Origin of the sequence: Sphaerotilus sp. (assembly GCF_034519685.1) — a bacterium.
Classification (GTDB): Bacteria; Pseudomonadota; Gammaproteobacteria; order Burkholderiales; family Burkholderiaceae_C; genus Sphaerotilus.
In genome coordinates, this window is sequence record NZ_JAXHOF010000003.1 from 881,828 (window position 1) to 903,372 (window position 21,545).

At 69.8% G+C, this 21,545-nt stretch carries 17 protein-coding genes; 11 read left to right on the top strand and 6 right to left on the bottom strand.

The window, feature by feature from the left end; translation table 11 throughout:
* Positions 1-6: 6 nt before the first annotated feature.
* The 7 genes from U5O44_RS07740 to U5O44_RS07770 all read left to right on the top strand — a co-directional run bounded on the left by U5O44_RS07740 (position 7) and on the right by U5O44_RS07770 (position 13,741).
* A complete protein-coding gene (locus U5O44_RS07740) occupies positions 7-2,001 on the top strand; it encodes a chemotaxis protein CheA (RefSeq protein ID WP_322587862.1) in 1,995 nt (664 codons plus the stop codon).
* Positions 1,998-4,535, top strand: a complete 2,538-nt coding sequence (locus tag U5O44_RS07745) for a methyl-accepting chemotaxis protein (protein ID WP_322587863.1) — start codon at positions 1,998-2,000, stop codon at positions 4,533-4,535. The genes U5O44_RS07740 and U5O44_RS07745 overlap by 4 nt, the downstream gene beginning before the upstream one ends.
* Positions 4,536-4,580: 45 nt before the next feature.
* Positions 4,581-5,381 (top strand): CheR family methyltransferase, encoded by an 801-nt coding sequence (locus tag U5O44_RS07750; protein WP_322587864.1) that lies wholly within the window; start codon positions 4,581-4,583, stop codon positions 5,379-5,381.
* 20 nt (positions 5,382-5,401) lie between these two features.
* A complete protein-coding gene (cheB, locus tag U5O44_RS07755) occupies positions 5,402-6,559 on the top strand; it encodes a chemotaxis-specific protein-glutamate methyltransferase CheB (protein ID WP_322587865.1) in 1,158 nt (385 codons plus the stop codon).
* A 95-nt stretch (positions 6,560-6,654) separates the two neighbouring features.
* Positions 6,655-8,169, top strand: a complete 1,515-nt coding sequence (locus U5O44_RS07760; RefSeq protein WP_322587866.1) for a TolC family protein — start codon at positions 6,655-6,657, stop codon at positions 8,167-8,169.
* A gap of 114 nt (positions 8,170-8,283) precedes the next feature.
* A complete protein-coding gene (ectB, locus tag U5O44_RS07765) occupies positions 8,284-9,630 on the top strand; it encodes a diaminobutyrate--2-oxoglutarate transaminase (protein ID WP_322587867.1) in 1,347 nt (448 codons plus the stop codon).
* Between the two features lie 4 nt (positions 9,631-9,634).
* The gene (locus U5O44_RS07770; protein ID WP_322587868.1) at positions 9,635-13,741 is read left to right on the top strand and encodes a Pls/PosA family non-ribosomal peptide synthetase; all 4,107 of its coding nucleotides are present in this window, start codon (positions 9,635-9,637) and stop codon (positions 13,739-13,741) included.
* Here U5O44_RS07770 and U5O44_RS07775 read toward each other — a convergent pair.
* The 3 genes from U5O44_RS07775 to relB form a co-directional block, all read right to left on the bottom strand.
* Positions 13,731-14,681 (bottom strand): NAD(P)H-dependent flavin oxidoreductase, encoded by a 951-nt coding sequence (locus U5O44_RS07775; RefSeq protein WP_322587869.1) that lies wholly within the window; start codon positions 14,679-14,681, stop codon positions 13,731-13,733. The two genes, U5O44_RS07770 and U5O44_RS07775, sit on opposite strands and share 11 nt — an antisense overlap.
* Before the next feature lie 104 nt (positions 14,682-14,785).
* Entirely contained in the window at positions 14,786-15,055 is a 270-nt protein-coding gene (locus tag U5O44_RS07780) for a type II toxin-antitoxin system RelE family toxin (protein ID WP_322587870.1), read from the bottom strand.
* Positions 15,039-15,263 carry a type II toxin-antitoxin system RelB family antitoxin gene (gene relB, locus U5O44_RS07785; RefSeq protein WP_322587871.1) on the bottom strand — a complete coding sequence of 75 codons (225 nt, stop codon included), beginning with the start codon at positions 15,261-15,263 and terminating at the stop codon, positions 15,039-15,041. The genes U5O44_RS07780 and relB overlap by 17 nt, the downstream gene beginning before the upstream one ends.
* A 197-nt stretch (positions 15,264-15,460) precedes the next feature.
* Here relB and U5O44_RS07790 point away from each other — a divergent pair, with 197 nt between their 5' ends.
* The 4 genes from U5O44_RS07790 to U5O44_RS07805 all read left to right on the top strand — a co-directional run bounded on the left by U5O44_RS07790 (position 15,461) and on the right by U5O44_RS07805 (position 17,736).
* Positions 15,461-16,162: a Rossmann-fold NAD(P)-binding domain-containing protein gene (locus U5O44_RS07790; protein ID WP_322587872.1), complete on the top strand. Its 702-nt coding sequence runs from the start codon at positions 15,461-15,463 to the stop codon at positions 16,160-16,162.
* A 54-nt stretch (positions 16,163-16,216) separates the two neighbouring features.
* Positions 16,217-17,021 (top strand): IS5 family transposase gene (locus U5O44_RS07795; protein WP_322587118.1). Its coding sequence is split into 2 segments (ribosomal slippage): positions 16,217-16,551 and positions 16,550-17,021, totalling 807 coding nucleotides; the frame shifts between segments, so codons are not numbered across the junction.
* 102 nt (positions 17,022-17,123) lie between these two features.
* Entirely contained in the window at positions 17,124-17,456 is a 333-nt protein-coding gene (locus tag U5O44_RS07800; protein ID WP_322587873.1) for a transcriptional regulator, read from the top strand.
* Positions 17,431-17,736: a helix-turn-helix domain-containing protein gene (locus tag U5O44_RS07805; RefSeq protein WP_322587874.1), complete on the top strand. Its 306-nt coding sequence runs from the start codon at positions 17,431-17,433 to the stop codon at positions 17,734-17,736. The genes U5O44_RS07800 and U5O44_RS07805 overlap by 26 nt, the downstream gene beginning before the upstream one ends.
* A gap of 61 nt (positions 17,737-17,797) precedes the next feature.
* Here the strand turns inward: U5O44_RS07805 and U5O44_RS07810 are convergent, their stop codons facing one another.
* From U5O44_RS07810 to U5O44_RS07820, 3 genes are all read right to left on the bottom strand, one after another.
* A complete protein-coding gene (locus U5O44_RS07810; RefSeq protein ID WP_322587875.1) occupies positions 17,798-19,588 on the bottom strand; it encodes an acyl-CoA dehydrogenase in 1,791 nt (596 codons plus the stop codon).
* A gap of 127 nt (positions 19,589-19,715) precedes the next feature.
* A complete protein-coding gene (locus U5O44_RS07815) occupies positions 19,716-20,645 on the bottom strand; it encodes an electron transfer flavoprotein subunit alpha/FixB family protein (protein ID WP_322587876.1) in 930 nt (309 codons plus the stop codon).
* 1 nt (position 20,646) lies between these two features.
* The gene (locus U5O44_RS07820) at positions 20,647-21,396 is read right to left on the bottom strand and encodes an electron transfer flavoprotein subunit beta/FixA family protein (RefSeq protein WP_322587877.1); all 750 of its coding nucleotides are present in this window, start codon (positions 21,394-21,396) and stop codon (positions 20,647-20,649) included.
* Between the last annotated feature and the right edge of the window lie 149 nt (positions 21,397-21,545).

Here is a 21,545-nt window from a genome sequence, read left to right on the forward strand (position 1 = left end):
ACTGACATGAGCATCGACGACGAGATCCTGGCCACCGCGCGGGCGGGCTTCATGGACGAAGCCCTCGACACCCTGCGCCAGCTGGAGCAAGGCCTGCTGCGCATGGAACAGGATCCAGGCGATGGCGAAGCCGTGCACGAGGCCTTCCGCGCCGCGCACACGCTCAAGGGCGCCGCGGGCATGTTCGGCCTCGACGCCCTGGTGCGCGAGACCCACACGCTCGAAGGCATCCTCGACGCACTGCGCGACGGCAGTCAGGCACTCACCGACGCGACGATGGTGACGCTGCTGCAAGGCGGCGACACCCTGGCCGCCCTGGTGGCGGCGCTGCACACGGCCCAGGAAATGCCTGACGCCCCGCCCGCCCGGCACGACACCGGCGCGGTCGCCCGCGCCGCCAGCGCCAGCGTCGCCACCAGCACCGGACACTGGCAGATCTCGCTGCAGATGGGCCCGGACGCCCTGCGCAACGGGCTGGACCCCCTGTCCTTCATCCGCTACCTCGACACCCTGGGCACCGTGCGCGCGGTGCACACACAGCACACCCGACTGCCCACGCTCCAGGCACTCGACCCCGAAGGCTGCTGGCTCGACTTCGACATCACGCTGGAGAGTCCGGCCACACGCGCCGCGATCGAGGACGTGTTCGACTTCCTGCGCGACGACTGCACGCTGACCGTGCAGGCCACGCCACACGCCGCGGAGGCGACCGTGCCACCGGCGCCCCCACCACCCGCCGAGGTGTCCGCGGTGGCCACCGCAACGGCATCTCCATCGGCCTCGGGGCCCCGCTCCACCGACGAAGTCCGCTTCATCCGCGTGCGCGCCGACAAGCTCGACCGGCTGGTCGACCTGATCGGCGAGCTGGTGATCGCCGGCTCGGGCGCCACCAGCGCAGCGCGCGAATCGCGCGCACCGGCCTGCATCGAGGCCAGCCAGCGGGTGCATGCGCTGGTGCAGTCGGCGCGGGACGGCGCGCTGGCGCTGCGCATGGTGCCGATCGGCCAGACCTTCAGCCGCTTCCAGCGCGTCGTGCGCGACATCAGCCGGGGACTGGGCAAGGAGGTCACGCTGGAGATCCTCGGCGGCGACACCGAACTCGACCGGATCATGGTCGACGCCATCGCGGATCCGCTGATGCACCTGGTGCGCAACAGCCTGGACCACGGCCTGGAAACCCCAGCCGAACGCACCGCGCACCACAAGCCCGCGGGCGGACTGCTGCGCCTGCAGGCCCGCCAGGAAGCCGGCAGCGTGGTGATCGAGGTCTCGGACGACGGCCGTGGCCTCGACCGCGGGCGCATCCTGGCCAAGGCCGTGTCGCGGGGTCTCGTCGCTCCCGGGACGATCCTGGACGATGCGCAGGTGCACGAGCTGCTGTTCGCACCCGGTTTTTCCACCGCAGAGCAGGTGACCGACCTGTCCGGACGCGGGGTGGGCATGGACGTGGTGCGCCGACAGGTGGAGTCGCTGCGCGGCCAGATCCTGCTGCGCAGCCAGCCCGGCGAAGGCACGCTGGTGCAGATCCGTCTGCCGCTGACGCTGGCCATCATCGACGGCTTCCTGACCCGCGTCGCTGACGTCGGCTATGTGCTGCCGCTCGACATCGTCACCGAATGCATCGAGACCCCCGCCGGTCTGGGTGCACGGCGGCCATCCGGTATGCCCGCGGCGAGCGGTTGCCTGGACCTGCGGGGCCAGGTGCTGCCCTACCTGGACCTGCGGGTGTGTTTCGGCCTCGGCGGTGAACGCCCGGGACGGCAGAGCCTGATCGTCGTGCGCAGCGGCATGGGGCGCATCGGGTTGCTGGTCGACCGCCTGCTGGGCGAGCACCAGACGGTCATCAAGCCGCTCGGACCGCTGTTCCGCCACCTGCCCTGCATCGCGGGATCGACCATCCTCGGCAATGGCGAGGTGGCCCTCATCCTCGATGTGCCCGCGCTGGCCCGCCTGCACACCGACTCTCCACGGTCGCCCCGTCTCGCATCGGAAGCCCCATGAACACTGCCCGGACATCACCGCTCTCGCTGCTGTTTTCTCCCGTCACCGCGCTGACACGGCAACTGCGCCTGGGGGTCAAGCTCGGTCTGGTCGTGGCGCTGCTGCTGGTGCCGCTGGTGCTGCTGCTGGTCACCCTGGTGCGCAAGGAGAGCGAGGCCGTCGCCTTCACGCGCGCCGAACTCTCCGGCATTCCCGTCGCCCACGGACTGATGGATGTGGCCCTGCTGCTGCACCGCTGGCACAGCGAACAGACGCTCTCGGCAACATCCGCGTCCGCCCGCACCGCCACGGAGGACTCCCGGCAGGCGCTGCGCAAAGCCCTGGCGGGCGTGGATGCCCAGATCCAGGCGTCCGGGCTGAACCTGAGCGGCCCCTGGACCAGTCTGCGCGACAGCCTGCTGCACCACACCCGTGCGGGCGAATCGGGCGATGCCATCGCGCAGCGCCACGATCGGCTGGTGCACGACACCCAGGCCATGGTGGACCTGGTGGCCGAGGCCAGCGGGCTGATGCTCGATCCGGAAGCCCCCAGCTATCTGCTGATGGACCTGACCTTCAGCCGCATCGGCGGCCATGCCGAGGCCGTGGCACAGCTGCGGGACTTCACGGCCCAGTCCCTGGCGCGGGACGGCTGGCAGCCCGGCGATGCCGCAGCACTCGCGCTGGTGCGGCGGCGTCTGATCGACAGCCAGATGGACGTCCAGGCACGCTTCGACGCCATGGCGCGGGTGGGTGAACACATGCCGGCGGGCTGGAAAGAAGCGGGGGCCACGGTGGGGCGCTACCTGGCCCAGGTGGACACGCTCGCCACCCAGCACGACATGCTGCGCCGCGACCCGATGGCCATGCTGCGCAGCGGCTCCGAGGCACTCGACCAGATCGACACCGTGCACAACACCAGCATCGTGCGCCTGCAGACCCTGCTCGCGGCGCGCGAGGAGGCGCTGACCCGCTCGCGCAACCTCATGGCGGCAGTGGCCATCAGCGGCGTGCTGCTGGCGGTCTATCTGTCGGTGGGCATCGTCCGTGCCATGGGGCGCACCGCCCGGCGCATCGGCGAACAGGCCGCGGCAGCGGCACGCGGCGAGCTGGACGCAGGCCAGGAGCTGCACGGCCGGGACGAACTCGCCCACATCGCCCGCTCGTTCGAGACCGTCCGCCTGACGATACGTGCACTGCTGTCCGAACTGCGCCGCCTGTCGGACGCCCACGCCCGCGGCGACATCGACACCTGGATCGATCCGGCCGGCTTCCAAGGCGAGTACCGGCAGGTGGCCGAGCTGGTGAACGCCACCGTGCACGACCACATCCAGGTCCAGCGGCAGGCGCTGGAGGTGGTGCGGGCCTTCGGGTGTGGCCAGTTCGACGCGCCGCTGGCCACCCTGCCGGGGCAGAAGGTGTTCATCAACCAGGCGATCGAGCAGGTCCGCGCCCATCTGCAGACGCTGGTCGCCGACACGGACGGGCTGGTGCGGGCGGCGCTGGCCGGTCGCCTGGACGCGCGGGCCGATGCGGGGCGCCACGAGGGGGACTTCCGCCGCATCGTCGAAGGCATCAACCAGACGCTGGACGCCATCGTCACGCCGCTGGACGCCGTCCGCGCGACGATGGCCGCGGTGGAGCAAGGCGATCTGACCCGGCAGGTCGAAGGCCGGTACCAGGGCGCATTCGCCGAACTGCAGGGCGCGGTCAACAGCACCGTGATGCGCCTGGCCTCGACACTGGCCGAGGTCAGTCTGGCGGCACAGGCGCTCAGCGTCGCGGCGCACCAGGTCTCCAGCACCTCCCAGACCCTGTCGCATTCGGCGTCGGAGCAGGCCGCCAGCGTCGAGGAGACCACCGCCTCGCTGCTGCAGATGGCCAGCTCGATCCAGCTGACCTCGACCAACGCCGGCACCACCAACGCCATGGCCGCCGAGGCCTCCCGCGAAGCGCAGGACGGCGGCCAGGCCGTCTCCCGCACGGCCGAGGCGATGACCTCGATCGCCGCCCGGATCTCGATCATCGACGACATCGCCTACCAGACCAACCTGCTGGCGCTGAACGCCGCCATCGAAGCCGCCCGCGCGGGCGAACACGGCAAGGGCTTCGCCGTGGTCGCTGCCGAGGTGCGCAAGCTGGCCGAGCGCAGCCAGATCGCCGCGCAGGAGATCGGCCAGCTCGCAGGCTCCAGCGTCCGGCTCGCGGAACAGGCCGGAGCCGTGCTCACGCGCATGGTGCCGGGCATCGCCCGCACCAGCCAGCTCGTGCAGGAGATCTCCACCGCGTCGGGCGAGCAGGCCCAGGGCGTGCAGCAGATCACCACGGCGATGCACCAGCTCAACCACACGACCCAGCAGAACGCGGCGGCCTCCGAAGAGCTGTCGGCCACCGCGGAAGAGTTGTCCGGCCAGGCCATGGCGCTCAAGGACATGATGGCCAGCTTCCGGCTCACCCGCTCCGAACCCGCCGCCATGCCTGCGCTGCGGGTCTCCCACGACAGCGTTCCACGGCGCAAGCCCGTGTCCGAAGACCACCAGTTCAGCGCGTTCTGAACAGCGCGTTCTGAATCACCCTCTCGATGCCCCGGGACACCGACCATGCTTTCCAAGAATTCCTTCCAGGCCGTCACGACCATGTTCCGTCAGGTCTCCGGCATCCAGCTCTCCGACGCCAAGCAGGCCCTGGTCGCCGGGCGGCTGCAGAAGCTGGCCCAGGCCCGCGGCCTGCGCGATGTGGACGCCTATGTCGACCTGCTGATGCGCGAGGGTGACGCACAGGAAATGGTCAAGGTGGTCGACAAGTTGACCACCAACGAAACCTACTTCTTCCGCGAGCCGCAGCACTTCGAGCACCTGCGCCGCCTGCTGGCGGAGCGCCGCAGCAGCACGGCCTCGGGAGACTTCCGGGTCTGGAGCGCGGCCAGCTCCTCCGGCGAAGAGGCGTACAGCATCGCCATGGTGCTGGGCGAACATTTCGGTCTGAAAGGCTGGCAGGTGATCGGCACCGACCTCTCCACCGCGATGGTCGACACCGCCCGGCGCGGCCTCTACCCCATCGAGCGTGCCCGGCTGACGCCCACGCCGCTGCTCAAGCGCTGGTGCCTGAAAGGCCAGGGCGACAACCTCGGCAAGCTGATGGTGGCGCCCGAGCTGCGCCAGCTGGTGCGCTTCGAGTGCGCCAACCTGACCCGCACGCTGCCCGAGATCGGGCAGTTCGACCTGATCTTCCTGCGCAACGTGCTGATCTATTTCGACAACCCCGGCAAGGCGGACATCGTCAAGCGGGTGCTGACGCGGCTGAAACCGGACGGACTGCTGTTCACCGGCCACGCCGAATCCATCGCCAATCTCGGCATCCCGACGGTCGGCATCGCCCCGGCGGTCTACCGCCACGCCTGAGTCCACAGGACACCCACCGCGTGGCACCGCACCTGTTCCTCATCGACCCGTCCGCCGTCGGACGGCTGCATCTGCACCAGTCGCTGGCCGCGGCCGGCTTCGAGATCACGGGCACCGCAACCGACCCCGGCTTCGCCTGGCCGAAACTGCAGGCCCGCTGGCCGAATGTCATCGTGCTGGACATCGAGTGGCCGCGGCTCGACATCACCGGCTTCCTGAAGCGGCTCCATGCCGAGCGTCCGACACCCGTCGTGGTCTGCGCCGCCCACCTGGAGCCGACAGACCCGGTCGTGCAGAGCGCCCTCGCGGCCGGTGCCGTGGCCTTCGCCGTGCGGCGCTCGCCGACAGCGGCCCGGGCGGCGGCGGCCTCGGGCAGCGCGGGCGACTCGGACCAGGCGCTGGTCACGGCGGTGCGCCAGGCTGCGCGCGCGGCCGTGTGCGCACCGGCTGGGCGCCCCCATGCGACGGTGTCCCCACCGCACGCAACGCCCCTGCACACGGCACCAGCCACCCAGGGCATGCCCATGCCCATGCCCATGTCACCGGTCGCCACCAGCCCCCGGACCTCGGCGGGCCGTCCGTCTTCCCGGGTCGTCGCGATCGGGATCTCCACCGGGGGCGTGCAGTCGATCGAAGCCGTGCTGCGCCACCTCGGACCGGAAAATCCCGGCATCGTCCTCGTCCAGCACATGCCCGAGAAGTTCACCGCCTCGTTCGCGGCACGGCTGAACAGCCAGTACGCGCTGGAGGTGCTGGAGGCCCGCGACGGCGACGTGGTGCACGACGGGCGGGTGCTCATCGCACCCGGCGGCAAGCAGATGACGCTGCGCCGCCAGGGCAGCCAGTACGCCGTCGAGGTCCGGGACGGCCCGCCGGTCAACCACCACCGGCCGTCGGTGGACGTGCTGTTCTCGTCCGTGGCGCGCTGCGCGGGCCGGCAGGCGGTGGGCATCATCATGACGGGCATGGGAGCCGACGGCGCGCGCGGGCTGCTGGAGATGCGCGAGGCCGGGGCCGCGACGGCCGCGCAGGACGAAGCGAGCTGCATCGTCTTCGGCATGCCGGCCGAAGCGATCCGGCTCGGCGCCGCACAGGAGGTGCTGCCACTGGGCCGGATCGCCGACTGGATCACCAGCACCAGCCACCGGTCCGGGCGCCCTCATGGTGTAACGAACTGAAACTAGAATGTGCGCCGATGAAGCGCACGTCCTGCCCTCGCTGTCCTCTCCCGTCCGGGCCGTCACCGGACAGCCACCGCAGCACACCGCGACGCATGCGGTGGCGCCTGTGGCAAATCCCGCTGCTGTGGCTGCCGGCCTGCCTGCTCGGCACGGCGCTGTCGGCACAGCCGCGCCCGCCCATGCCCTGCCTGCAGGCGGCGCAGCCCTCGGCACACCTGACCAATCTGCTCGATGAAGCCTTGTGCGCCGACAGCCGCACACGGCTGGCCTGGCAACAGATCCAGCTCCAGTCCGCCCGCCTGGAGGGCCAGCTGGCCAGCGCACGTCCGGAGCTGGCCCTGCGGCTGGAGGCCGGACGCGAATCCGGCGCACTGGCATCCAGCAACAGCCGCAGCCGCACGGCGACGCTGGAGCTGGGCTGGCTGCTGCTCGACGGCGGGCGCCAGGAAGGGGCCACCCGCGTCGCCCGGCTGGCCGTCACGGAAGCGATGGCACAACGGGACAGCGCCTTCCAGTCCGTGCTGCTGGACACCGCACAGGCCTACCACGCCGTGCTCGATGCGCAGCAGGCCGTGCAGGCCCGACAGGCCTTGCTGGACGTCCTCGCAGCCCTGCACCCGGCGCTGCAGCAACGCCACCGCGCCGGCCGGACCGAACACACCGAACTGCTGGAACTGCGCCAGGCCCGCACCCGCAACCAGATCGGCCTGCGAGACGCTGCGCTGGCGCTGGCCGTGGCACATGCCCGCCTGTCCGCCTTGACCGGCCGTGCACCGGATGCGGCATGGCCCGTGTTCGCCGGCACCTCTGCGCTGGAGCCGGACAGCAGCACCTTCGGCGCACTCGCCACGGCGGACGCACTGAGCGCCACCGAACGCAGTCTGGCGCAAGCCCTCGACCAGCACCCGGAGCTGGCCGCAGCGCGTGCACGGGCCGGCGCTGCCCGCGCCTCGCTGGACCAGTCGGAACGTGCCGGACGGCCGACCCTCGGGCTGAGCCACTCGCTCGGCCGTGGCCGGCGCACTGGGGACAGCGCCGACGGCGCGCCGCTGTCCGGCTCCGCGCGCCAGACCACGCTGGCGCTGAGCTGGCCGCTGTTCGACGGCGGCGTGCGCCAGGCGCAGCGCCAGGCGGCCCGCGTGGAACATGAAGCCGCCCTCACCGCGCTGGACGACCAGCGCCAGCGGCTCGCGACCGGCGCATGGGAGGCCTACCAGGAATGGCGGACCGCCACCGCGCTGCAGGCCGAGTACCAGGATCTGGTCCGGCTTGCGCGCGGGCTGCTGTCCGCGGAAACGGCGCGCTACCAGAGCGACGACGCGGAGGCCAGCCTCGCCGACCTGCTGAGCGTGCGCCAGGACTGGACGGACGCCCTGATCGAACAGCAGCAGGCCCGCTCGCGCCAGCGGCTGTCGAGCTGGCGGCTGGCAGCCAGTCTCGGTCGGCTCGAACGGGATGCGCTGCGCTCCACGGAGCCGCTGGTGTCGGGAACCACATCCCCGGTCGTCCGGCCGCCCGCCACCGGTCCCAGTCCCGGTCCCACCACCGGCAGTGGCTGCCAGCCCGGCACGTTCGCCACGGGAGCGGTCTGGTGCGTGCCACGCTGAACACCGCGATGGCACAGACTTGTCGCGGAACAACCCTGCACAGAAATATTACATAAGGTTACTTTTAGACGCATTTTTGATACTACATGTCCACCGCAGCAGGAAGGAACGGACATGACACCCCCTCTCACCCCCACCTCCCATTCCCTTCACAGCACCCACGGCACCCAGGGCACCGTGCCGGGCACCGGCACCAACGACCGCTCGGTCTTCCTGCGCCGCGAATCGGCCGCGCGCGGGTATTGCCGCCGCTTCGACACGGTCTTCACTTCGGCCCGCGGCAGCCTGATGCGCGACGAAGCCGGCCGCGAGTACATCGACTTCCTCGCCGGCTGCGCCGCGCTGAACTACGGCCACAACGACCCGGCCATGCGCGAGGCGCTGCTGGCGCACATCGGCGCCGACGGCCTGGCGATGGGGCTGGACCTGCACTCGACCGCCAAGCGGGCCTTCCTCGACACCTTCGAGTCGGTGATCCTGAAACCGCGTGGCCTGCCGCACCGGGTCCAGTTCACCGGACCGACCGGCACCAATGCGGTCGAGGCCGCGATGAAGCTGGCCCGCAAGGTCACCGGGCGCCACAACATCATCGCCTTCACCAACGGCTACCACGGCGTGACGCTGGGCGCGCTGGCCGCCACGGGCAGCGCCTACAACCGCATGGGCCTGCCGCTATCGGGCGTGACGCGGGTGCCGTTCGACGGCTACATGGGTCCGGACGTGGACACGGCCGACCTGCTCGCGCGGCTGCTGGACGACCCCTCCAGCGGCGTGGACGCGCCCGCGGCGATCCTGCTGGAAACCGTGCAGGGCGAAGGCGGCCTCAACGCCGCCTCGGTCGGCTGGGCGCAGCGCATCGCCGCCCTCGCCCGCCGCCATGGCGCGCTGCTGATCGTCGACGACGTGCAGGCCGGCTGTGGCCGCACCGGCACCTTCTTCAGCTTCGAGCCGATGGGCATCGTGCCGGACCTGGTGGCGATGTCGAAGTCGCTGTCGGGTTTCGGGCTGCCGATGGCGCTGGTGCTGGTGCACCCGGACCACGACCAGTGGCGTCCGGCCGAGCACAACGGCACCTTCCGCGGCAACACCCACGCCTTCGTCACCGCCACCGCCGCGCTGCAGACCTACTGGCGCGAACCCGGCTTCGAGGCCGAGATCGCCCGCCGGGCCGCGCTGACCCATGCCCACCTGGAGCGCATCGGCCGCGAGGTGCCGGGCTCCATCCTCAAGGGCCGCGGGATGATGCAGGGACTGGACGTGGTCAGCGGCGAGCTGGCCGGGCAGGTGTGCAGCCTGGCCTTCGCACGCGGGCTGGTGATCGAGACCTCGGGGGCGCACGACCAGGTGCTCAAGGTGCTGGCGCCGCTGAACACGCCGCTGCCGCTGCTGGAGCACGGCCTGTCCATCCTGCACGGCGCGGTCACCGACACGCTGGCGACTTCGCTGCGCCACGCCGCCTGAGCCGATGGACCTCGCCCACCCGTCGCCCACCCTCCTGCAGCAGCCCGACGCCGACCACCGCCTGCGCTGGCAACCCGGCGAGCGGCTGCACCACCTCTTCGAAGCCCGCTGTGACGCGCTGGCCCGCGAGGGCTGCGCCGACCGCATCGCCCTGTGCAGCGAAGAGGCCACGCTCAGCTACGCCGACCTCGACCGCCGCGCCAACCAGCTGGCGCGGCACCTGCTGGCCACGGGCGACGTGCGGCCCGGCGACCGGGTGGCGCTGCTGTTCGACAAGTCGGTCCACAGCCACATCGCCATGCTGGCGGTGCTCAAGCTGCACGCGGCCTACGTCCCGCTCGACCCCGGCTTCCCCGACGACCGCTGCGCCTTCATCTGCGAGGACGCCGGGGTGCGCCGGGTGCTGAGCGTGTCGCGCTATGCCGAGCGGCTGGGGGCGCTGCCGGTGCCGGGACTGTGCGTGGACCAGCTCGCCTGCGACACCTCGGGCGAGCGGCTGAGTGCGCAGGATCTGGCCGACACCATGCCGGACGGCGCCGGCTGCGACGACCCGCTGTGCTACGTGATCTACACCTCCGGCTCGACCGGCCGGCCCAAGGGCGTGCCGATCGAGCAGGCGCAGATCTGCAACTTCGTGCGCGTCGCCGCCGAGACCTACGGCTACCGCCCGGATGACCAGGTCTACCAGGGCCTGACCATGGCCTTCGACTTCGCGGTCGAGGAGACCTGGGTGCCGCTGTGCGTCGGCGCGACGCTGCACCCCAACCAGAGCGGCACCAGCCTGCTCGGCGAAGACCTGGCGCAATTCCTGGCAGCGCGGCGCATCACGGCGCTGTGCTGCGTGCCGACGCTGCTGGCGACGATCGAGGCGGACCTGCCCGACCTGCGGCTGCTGATCGTCTCGGGCGAGGCCTGCCCGCGTGACCTCGTGCAGCGCTGGGCCACGCCGACACGGCGCATGCTCAACGCCTACGGGCCGACCGAGACGACGGTCACCGCGACGCTGGAGGTGCTCGACCCCGCTGCGCCGGTGGTGACGATCGGCCGGCCGCTGCCGACGTACACGGTGCTGATCCTGGCGCCGGACGAGCGCCGGGTGCTGCCGCTGGGCGAGGTCGGCGAGATCGTGATCGCGGGCGTCGGCGTGGCGCAGGGTTACCTGAACCGGCCGGACCAGACGGCGCGGGCGTTCATCGACGACTTCGTCGGCGTGCAGCCGAACCCGTCCGGCCGCCTCTACCGCACCGGCGACCTCGGCCGGCTGCGCGACGACGGCCGCGTCGAGTACCTCGGCCGCATCGACACCCAGGTCAAGATCCGCGGCTACCGCATCGAGCTGTCCGAGATCGAGTCGGTGCTGATGCAGCAGGCCGGCGTGCGCCAGGCGGTCGTGCAGGCGCATGCCTTCGCGCCGGGGGCGGTCGAGCTGGTCGCCTACTACACGCTGCGGCCTGGTCATACCGCCGTAGACCCCCAGGCCCTGCGCCGCCGCCTGCGCGAGCAGTTGCCGGCGTTCATGGTGCCGAGCTGCTACGAATGCCTGGCCGAGATGCCGATGCTGGCCAGCGACAAGGCCGACCGCAAGGCATTGCCACCGCCCACCGGCCGCCTGCCCGCCGAGTCGGCCGCCGAGGACGATCCGCCCGAAGGCCCGACCGAAACCACCATCGCCGCGACGCTCACCGAGGTGCTGCAGCTGGACCGGGTACCGGCCAGCGCGCATTTTTTCGACGATCTTGGCGCCAATTCGCTGCTGATGGCGGGGCTGGGCGCACGGCTGCGGCGCACGCTGGCGCGGCCGGCGCTGTCGATGGCCGATCTCTACCAGCACCCGTCGGTGCGCCTGCTGGCCCGGCACCTGGACGGCACGGCCTCCGCCGCTGCCGCTGCTGCCGCCCCCTCGGCGACGACGGCCGCGGCGACTGCAGCGGCGCCCCACCACGCCCACCGCCTCGCCTACCTCGGCTGCGGCGTGGCGCAGGTGCTGATAGTGCTGGCCTATGCCGCAGCGCAGTTCTGGCCGATGCTGGCCGGGCTGGACTGGCTGCTGGCCGAGACCGACCCGCTGCGCGCCTTCGGGCGGGCGATCGGGCTGGGGGCGGGCCTGTGGCTCTGGGCCGTGGCGCTGCCGGTGGTGCTCAAGTGGCTGCTGATCGGCCGCTGGACGGCGCGCGAGTTCCCGGCCTGGGGCGGCACATACCTGCGCTTCTGGGCAGTGCGCCAACTGCTGCGCTTCAACCCGGTCGTGCTCTTCGCCGGCTCGCCGCTGTACAGCGCCTACCTGCGCCTGCTCGGGGCACGCATCGGCCGCCGCGTGCTGGTGGCCACGCCGCTGATGCCGGTCTGCACCGACCTGCTCACCGTCGGCGACGACAGCGTCATCGGCCGCCATGTGCTGCTCAACGGCTACCGCGTCGAGGCCGGCCGGGTGCGCACGGGCGCGGTCACGATCGGCCGGGGCTGCTTCATCGGCGAATCCACCGTGCTCGACATCGACACCGCGATGGCCGACGGCAGCCAGCTCGGCCACAGCTCGGCGCTGCTGCCCGGCCAGCGCATCGCCGCCGGCCAGCGCGCCCACGGCTCACCCGCCCAGCCCACCGACACCGACTACCGGCGCCTACCCGACGGCCCGCCGCCCGGGCGCTGGCGACTCGGGCTGTTTACCCTGGCCCAGCTCGGCCTGCTGGTGCTGGTGTCGCTGCCGCTGCCGCTGTGGGGGCTCTACCTCGTCAGCAGCGAACAGGGCCAGCGGCTGGAGGAGCGCTTCGGGCTGCACCTGCTCGGCCATGCCCACCCGAGCCACTGGGAGTCGCTGGGGCTGGTCGCCCTGGTCGGCGCCGGGGGGCTGCTGGCCGGCGCGGCGGTGTGGGCGCTGGTGATGGTGACGCTGCCGCGCTGGCTGGCGCGCCTGCTGACACCAGGCCGGAGCTATCCGCTCTACGGCCCGCAGTACCTGCTGCTGCAGTGGATCACCGCCTGGAGCAACTCGAAGTTCCACAACGCGCTGGCGGGCGACAGCCAGTTCGCCACCACCTGGCTGCAGGCCATCGGCTACCGCATGCCCGCGCTGGAGCAGACCGGCTCGAACTTCGGCATGAGCCAGACCCACGACGTGCCGACGCTGTGCACCTTCGGCAGCGGCACGATGGTCTCCGACGGCCTGCTCGTCAGCAACACCGACCTGTCGGCCGGGCAGTTCCGGGTCGGGCAGGCCGAGATCGGCGCGCGCAACTTCATCGGCAACGGCGTGCTGTTCCCGGCCGGCGCGCGCACCGGCGACAACTGCCTGCTCGCCACGCGGACGATGGTGCCGATCGACGGGCCGCTGCGCGAGAACGTCGGGCTGCTCGGCTCGCCGTGCTTCGAGATCCCGCGCTCGGTGCTGCGCGACCAGCCGGATGCGCGGCTGCTCGACCCCGTCTGGCGCGCCGACGCGCTGCGGCGCAAGCGGCACTCGAACGGGCGGACGATGGCGCTGTTCCTGGCCGCACGGGCCGGCGGCGCGGCGCTGGCGGCCGTCGTGTTCTACGGCGCCTATGTGGGCTTGCCGCTGCCGGGGGCGCTGTCGCTGGCGATCGGCTCGGTGGTGGCGCTGGTCGTGCAGGTGCTCTGGTTCGTCGGGGTGGACCGGGCCAGCCTGCTGGGGCGGGCGCTGGTGCCACGCACCGACGCGGTGCTGGACCCGGCGTTCTGGCGCCATGAACGCTTCTGGAAACTCGGGCTGGCCGGCGACAGCGTGCTGATGGTCCTGCTGCGCGGCACGCCGTTCATGGGCCTGGTGTGGCGGGCGCTGGGCGTGCGGGTCGGGCGGCAGTTGCTGGACGACGGCGGCTCGATCACCGAGAAGACCCTCACCACGCTCGGCGACCACGCCACGCTGGGCGAGACGGCGCTGATCCAGGGCCATTCGCTCGAAGACGGGCTGTTCAAGTCGGACCACATCCGGCTCGGCGACGACGTGACGCTTGGCACGCGGGCGTTTGTCCACTACGGCGTGGTGGCGGGGGACCGGGTGGTGTTCGACACCGACACCTTCCTGATGAAAGGCGAGCAGCCCGCGCCAGACTCGCGCTGGCACGGCAACCCGGCGCGCCCGGTCACCGACTGAGCCGCACCCGCGCCGCTTCGTACTCGCGCCGCAGCCGCGCCACCCGCTCGGCGGCGGGCACCACGGCGTCCACCGCCCCGATGCCCTGCCCGCAGCCCCAGATGTCCTTCCACGCCTTCTTCGCGTCACCGCCGAAGTTCATCTTCGACGGGTCGCTTTCCGGCAGGTGGTCCGGGTCGAGCCCGGCGGCGCGGATCGACGGCTTCAGGTAGTTGCCGTGGACGCCAGTGAAGAGGTTGCTGTAGACGATGTCGTCGCTGTTGCCGTCCACGATGGCCTGCTTGTAGGCGTCGCTGGCGCGGGCCTCCTCGGTGGCGATGAAGGCCGAGCCGATGTAGGCGAAGTCGGCGCCCATCGCCTGCGCGGCCAGCACGGCGCCGCCGGTGGCGATCGCGCCGGACAGCGCCACGGGGCCGTCGAACCACTGGCGGATCTCCTGGATCAGCGCGAACGGGCTCTTCACCCCGGCGTGTCCGCCCGCGCCCGCCGCGACCGCGATCAGGCCATCGGCGCCCTTCTCGATCGCCTTGTGGGCAAAGGCGTTGTTGATGATGTCGTGCAGCACGACCCCGCCCCAGGCGTGGACGGCGTCGTTCACGTCCGTGCGGGCGCCGAGCGAGGTGATGACGATCGGCACCCGGTACTTGGCGCACAGGGCCATGTCGTGGTCGAGCCGGTCGTTGCTCTTGTGGACGATCTGGTTGATGGCAAACGGGGCGGCGGGCGCGTCCGGGTGCGCGGCGTTGTGGGCGGCCAGCGCCTCGGTGATCTCGGCCAGCCAGTCGTCGAGCTGGGCGGCCGGGCGGGCATTGAGCGCCGGCATCGAGCCGACGACGCCGGCCTTGCACTGGGCGATCACGAGCTTCGGGTTGCTGATGATGAACAGCGGGGAGCCGATGATGGGCAGCGGGAGGTTGGCGAGGATGGGCGAGAGGGGCAAGGCGGGCTCCTGGTCGATGGCGGATCGGGGGAGTGTGCCGCGCGCCAGGGGCGAGACCTGTCGCTCAAGTGCCTGCGGACTAGAGTCGGGGGTCTAGTCTCTGGTCAGCGGTAGACCTCGCGCCGATGGCCGATGCGCACGACCATGATCCGCAGCACGCCGTCCTCGATGTGGCAGACGATGCGGTGATCGCCGACCCGGTATTTCCAGAATTCGCCCAAGGCAGAGCCCTTGAGCGCCTCGCCGAGGCTGCGGGGATCGTCCAGCCCGGCCACCCGCTGATGCAGAAAGCCCAGGATGCGCCGCGCCACGGGCCCATCCAGCTTGTCCAGCTCCTTGGCAGCGTGGGGCGAAAACTCAATCCGCCAGACCATGGCGCTTCATCAGCTCTTCCAGCGGCACGGCCTGATCGTCACCTCGGCGCAGCGCCTGCAGCCGCGTTTCCGCCAGGTACAGGTCTTCCAGGTCATCCAAGTGTTCCAGGATGGCCTCGCGGGCGTAGAAGGTCTTGGTGCGGCCGGTGCGCTGGGCCAGGGCGTTCAGTCTGTCCTCGATGTCCGGGGGAAGGCGCAGGGCGAGCATGGGGGCTCCATCGGTTTGCTATACAAGTCTAGCAACGGCACTGTAGCACCGTGTCGCCAGCAAGCCGACAATCGGGAACTGCACCCGGCTGTGCTTGATGAAGGAGGCTTCGAATGGGTACGCCGTATGAAAAGGATGTCGTGGCATCGACGATAGAGCAGGTGCTGTCGGCTGCGTTTTTCCCCGAGGCTTGAGACTTGACCACCACGATCACCCCGCTACGCACCGCCATCGTCCTCGGCGGCTCCGGCTCCGTCGGCGGCGCATTGCTCCACGCCTTGTTCCACGACGAGGGTTTCGGGACCGTCATCACCCTGTCGCGCCGGTCGCTGCCCGAGGCGGTCGCGCTGGCCCGCGCCACGGGCCGCCGGTTGGTGGAGAAACTCGTGCCCGACATGGCACCAAAGTCCCTCGCCGCCGCGACCCTGGAGGTGGCGCGGGAGGTCGGCGGTGAGCTGGAAGGGTTCAGCGTGCTGGGTGTCGGCGCCGACACCGCGAAGCTCACACTGGAAGCGCATCGCGCGGTCGATGTGGCGCTGAACGAGGCGTTCGCGCGGGCGCTGCGAGCGTCGGGCCAGGTCCGGCACCTCGCGTTCATGAGCGCCGCAGGGGCAGACCCGACGGCGAAGACCAGCGGCAGTGGCGCGGCCGGCATGGCGCGTTACAACCGGGTGAAAGGCGAGGCCGAAGAAGCCGTGCGCGCCAGCGGGCCGGCGATCGTGAGCGTGTTCCGGCCCGCGATGATCATCGGGTCGCGGCACACGCCGTGGCTGCTTGAAAAGGCGCTGCCCTTGTTTTCGTTCGTGACGCCGGGGAAGTTTCGGTCGATACGGGTGGAGCAGATTGCGCAGGCGATGATCGCGGCGGCGAAGCGGCATCCGGCGATCAGTGCGACTTAGAGCGGCTAACAAAACCAAACACCCGTCACGTCAGATCCGAGCGATGCTGAGGGGATGAAACAGCAAGAAATCAGTGCGGAGTTGTGGGAACACATCCGCCCGCTGCTGCCAGAGCCCAAGCCCGCCAGTCCTCGCGGAGGGCGCCCCCGTATTGCCGACGAACTCGCGCTCAACGGCATCGTGTACGTCCTGCGAACGGGCATCCCATGGGAAGAGCTGCCTCAAGCGCTGGGCTGGGGCAGCGGCATGACGTGCTGGCGACGACTCCAGCAGTGGCACGAGGCGGGTGTGTGGCACGGGCTGCACATGCTGCTGCTGGAGCATCTCAGGCGCAACGACGCGCTCGACTACAGCCGCATGTGCATCGATGGCTCCAGCGTGGCCAGCCCCCGGGGGGCCGCACACTGGGCCGAACCCGACCGACAGGGGCAAACTCGGCTCCAAGCGCCATGTGCTGACTGACGCCAACGGCACGCCGGTGATGTTCTGCGTCACGGGCGCGAACCGGCATGACTCGGTGGTGTTCGAGGAGATGATCGATGCGCTGCCAGCGATCAAGGGCAAGCCCGGCAGGCCCCGGCGCTGGCCCGACAAGCTCCATGCGGACAAGGCCTACGACTGCAAACGCTGTCGCCAGCATCTCAGGCGGCGGGGCATCCGGGTGCGCATCGCCCGCAAGGGCATCGAGAGCAAGGAGCGTCTGGGCCGTCACCGCTGGGTGGTCGAGCGCACGCATGCGTGGCTGGCGGCCTTCGGCAAGCTCCGGGTGCGCTTCGAGCGCAGCATCACCACCCATGTGGCTCTTTTGTCCCTGGCCTGTTCCATCATCTGTCTGCGGACTCTGCGCAGGTTGTGTTAGCCGCTCTTATCACTATCCGGAAATGATGGGGCTGATCGCAGGCGGACGGTCCTGAAGGGGCCATGTTTGCACGCCATACGTCATTGACGTACAGTTAACCTCATGTACACCATCGCAGAAACGCCGTCCTTCATCGAAGACGCGAAAACACTGTGGACTGAAGAAGAGCGGGCCGCCTTCTGCGTGTGGCTCGCCGGCAACCCAGAGGCGGGCGATGTCATCCCCAGCAGTGGAGGCTGCCGCAAGGTTCGCTGGTCTCGTCCAGGCATGGGCAAGCGCGGAGGTGTCAGAGTGATCTACTTCACTCGCCTGCCATTCGGCAAGATCTGGCTCCTCGTCATCTACGCCAAGGCGGTCAGAGGCAACATCCCTGGCCATATTCTCAAAGCCGTTCGTGAGGCCATTGAAAATGAAGAATCGTCGCCAACCCACTGACACCCTGTCCGGCACCGAACTCGGCCTGAAACTCCTTCAATCCGTCAAGGAAATGCAGGCCGGCCAAGCCGCCAGAACCACCCAAGTCGCGCTGAACGAAGTCGCAGACGCCCGCCAGCAGACGGGGCTGTCGCAAGCTCAATTTGCCGAAGCGCTGTGCATTTCAAAACGCACGCTGCAGGAGTGGGAGCAAGGTCGGCGCGCCCCTTCCGGAGCCGCGCAGGCACTGATCCGCATCGCCCGCAAACACCCTGAGGTCTTGCTGGAATCTCTCGGGTAAAAACAAGACGGGCAGCCACCCCATCAGGCTGGCTGCCCGTCACTGCCGGTCAACCGGCCGATCAGAACGCGTCCAGCGCCATCGCACACACCGAATCCGCGCCCGCGACGATCGCATCCCGCAGCCCCGGCACCTTCACCAGGATGTGCTCGGCATAGAACTGCGCCGTGACCAGCTTGGCCTGCATGAAGGCCACGTCCTCGCCTTCGTTCAGGCAGTCCTGCGCCGCCAGCATCGCGCGGCCCATCTGCCAGCCAGCCATCAGGTTGCCGGTGAGCATCAGGTACGGCACCGAGCCGGCGTACGCGGCGTTCGGGTTGGCGCGCCCGTTGGCAGCGATGAAGTCCACCGCGTCGAGGAAGGCCAGCCGCGCCGCCTTCAGGCTGCGGGCGAACGACTGCGCCGCCGCGCTGTCACGGGCCTGCAGCAGGGCTTCGGTCTGCTCGATCTGCCCGGCCAGCGCCTTGGCGGTCTGCCCACCGTCACGCCCGGTCTTGCGCCCCACGAGGTCGTTGGCCTGGATGGCGGTCGTGCCTTCGTAGATGGTCAGGATCTTGGCGTCGCGGTAGTACTGCGCCGCGCCCGTTTCCTCGATGAAGCCCATGCCGCCATGGACCTGCACGCCCAGGCTCGTCACCTCCAGGCTCATCTCGGTCGAGTAGCCCTTCACCAGCGGCACCATGAACTCGTAGAAGGTTTGGTTGACCTTGCGCGTCTCGGCATCGGGGTGGTGGTGCGCGGCGTCGTACGCGGCCCCGGCCACCAGCGCCAGCGAGCGGCAGCCTTCGGTGTAGGCGCGCATCGTCATCAGCATCCGGCGCACGTCGGCGTGGTGGATGATCGCCGCCGCGCCCGGGGTCGAGCCGTCCACGGGCCGCGACTGCACGCGGTCACGGGCGTACTGCACCGCCTTCTGGTACGCACGCTCGGCCACCGCGATGCCCTGCACGCCGACCGCGAAACGGGCCGCGTTCATCATGATGAACATGTATTCGAGGCCGCGGTTCTCCTGACCGACCAGGTAGCCGACCGCGCCGCCGTGGTCACCGAACTGCAGCACCGCCGTCGGACTGGCCTTGATGCCCATCTTGTGCTCGATGCTGACGCAGTGGGCGTCGTTGCGCGCACCGAGCGAGCCGTCCGCGTTCACCATGAACTTCGGCACGATGAACAGGCTGATGCCCTTCACGCCCTCCGGCGCACCGACCACACGGGCCAGCACGAGGTGGACGATGTTCTCGGCCATGTCGTGTTCGCCGTAGGTGATGAAGATCTTGGTGCCGAAGATCTTGTAGGTGCCGTCCGGCTGCGGCTCGGCCTTGGTGCGCACCGCCGCCAGATCGGAGCCGGCCTGCGGCTCGGTCAGGTTCATCGTGCCGGTCCAGCGGCCTTCGACCATCGGCGTCAGGTAGGTCGCCTTCTGCTCGTCGGAGCCAGCGGTCAGCAGCGCCTCGATCGCACCGTCCGTCAGCAGCGGGCACAGCGCGAAGCTCAGGTTGGCGCTGTTGATCATCTCGATGCAGGCCGCGCCGATCGCCTTCGGCAGGCCTTGGCCGCCGAATTCCTCGGGGTGCTGCAGGCCCTGCCAGCCGCCTTCGCCCAGTTGGCGGAAGGCGTCCTTGAAGCCGGGCGTGGTCGTGACGACGCCGTCCTTGAACCACGACGGGTTCTTGTCGCCTTCCCAGTTCAGCGGGGCGACGATGTTCTCGTTGAACTTCGCGCACTCGTCGAGCACGGCCTGGGCGGTGTCGAGTCCGTGGTCCGCGAAGGCGGGGATCTGGGTGAGCTGCTCCAGGCCGGCGAGTTCCTTGAGGCCGAACATGAAGTCCTTGACGGGGGCGCGGTAGGTCATTTTTCGGAGTCCTTCTGGGGCTTTTGTGGTCGTTTAATGGCGGAATGCGGTCGAAACGTCGAAAAAAAGGCGCCGCATCGAGTGGGGCGCCCTTCGGGACGGGTGTTACGTCGGTGTCGGTGCCGGTTTAGAGCGCCTTCACCAGCTCCGGCACGGCGGTGAAGAGGTCGGCTTCGAGGCCGTAGTCGGCGACCGAGAAGATCGGCGCCTCGGGATCCTTGTTGATCGCGACGATCACCTTGGAGTCCTTCATGCCGGCCAGATGCTGGATCGCGCCGCTGATGCCAGCCGCGATGTACAGGCTCGGCGCCACGATCTTGCCGGTCTGACCGACCTGCCAGTCGTTGGGCGCATAACCCGCGTCCACCGCCGCGCGGCTCGCGCCGAGCGCCGCGCCCAGCTTGTCCGCCAGCGGGATCAGCACTTCATTGAACTTGTCGCTGGAGCCCAACGCGCGGCCACCCGAGACGATGATCTTCGCGGCGGTGAGTTCCGGGCGGTCGCTCTTGGTGACTTCGCGGCAGACGAACTGGCTCTTGCCCGAGTCCGCCACGGCGGCGACCGATTCGACCGCAGCCGAGCCGCCCGTGGCAGCCGCGGCGTCGAAGCCGGTCGTGCGCACGGTGATGACCTTGACCGCGTCCGTGCTCTGCACAGTGGCGATGGCGTTTCCCGCGTAGATCGGGCGCTCGAAGGTGTCGGCGCTGATGACCTTGGTGATGTCGGTGACCTGGGCCACGTCGAGCTTGGCCGCCACGCGCGGCGCGACGTTCTTGCCGCTGGCGGTCGCCGGGAACAGCAGGTGGCTGTAGGCGCCGGCCACGGCCAGCACCTGGGCCGCGAGGTTCTCGGCCAGACCATCGGCGAGGCTGGCGCCATCGGCGTGCAGCACCTTGGTGACGCCAGCAATCTGCGCCGCGGCAGCCGCTGCGCCCGCCGCGTTCGCACCGGCCACCAGCACGTGGACTTCACCGAGTTGTGCCGCCGCAGTCACGGTGTTGAGCGTGGCGCCCTTGATGGACGCATTGTCGTGTTCAGCAATGACGAGTGCAGACATCTCAGATCACCTTCGCTTCGTTCTTCAGCTTGGCGACCAGCGTCGCCACGTCCGCCACCTTGATGCCCGCGCCGCGCTTGGCCGGCTCCGCCACCTTCAGCGTCTTGATGCGCGAGGCCACGTTGACACCCAGCGCGTCCGGCTTGATGACTTCGAGCGGCTTCTTCTTCGCCTTCATGATGTTCGGCAGCGTCACGTAGCGCGGCTCGTTCAGGCGCAGGTCGGTGGTGATGATCGCCGGCAGCGACACCGACACCGTCTCCAGACCGCCATCCACTTCGCGGGTCACCACGGCGCGGCCGTCGGCGACCTCGACCTTCGACGCGAACGTCGCCTGCGGCAGGTCGGCCAGCGCGGCCAGCATCTGCCCGGTCTGGTTGCAGTCGTCGTCGATCGCCTGCTTGCCCAGGATCACCAGGCCCGGCTGTTCACGGTCCACCAGCGCCTTCAGCAGCTTCGCCACGGCCAGCGGCTGCAGCTCGTCCGCGCACTCGACCAGGATGCCACGGTCCGCGCCGATGGCCATCGCCGTACGCAGGGTTTCCTGGCACTGCGTGACACCGCACGACACGGCGATCACCTCGGTGACCACACCCTTCTCCTTCAGCCGGACCGCTTCTTCGATCGCGATCTCGTCGAAGGGGTTCATGCTCATCTTGACGTTGGCGATGTCCACCCCCGTGCCATCGGACTTCACGCGGACCTTGACGTTGTAATCGACGACCCGCTTGACGGGTACGAGTGCCTTCATGCGAGGTTCTCCAAGTTGAGTGCGAATAAGAAACAGGAAACGAGAAAAGGCGGGATTCGGGAGCGCGATTTTAGGGGCCGCTTCCACCCGAATTGCGACGGATTGTGGCATCCGGCGCGGATGGAAGCCCTAAAAAAGCACGATCGTTC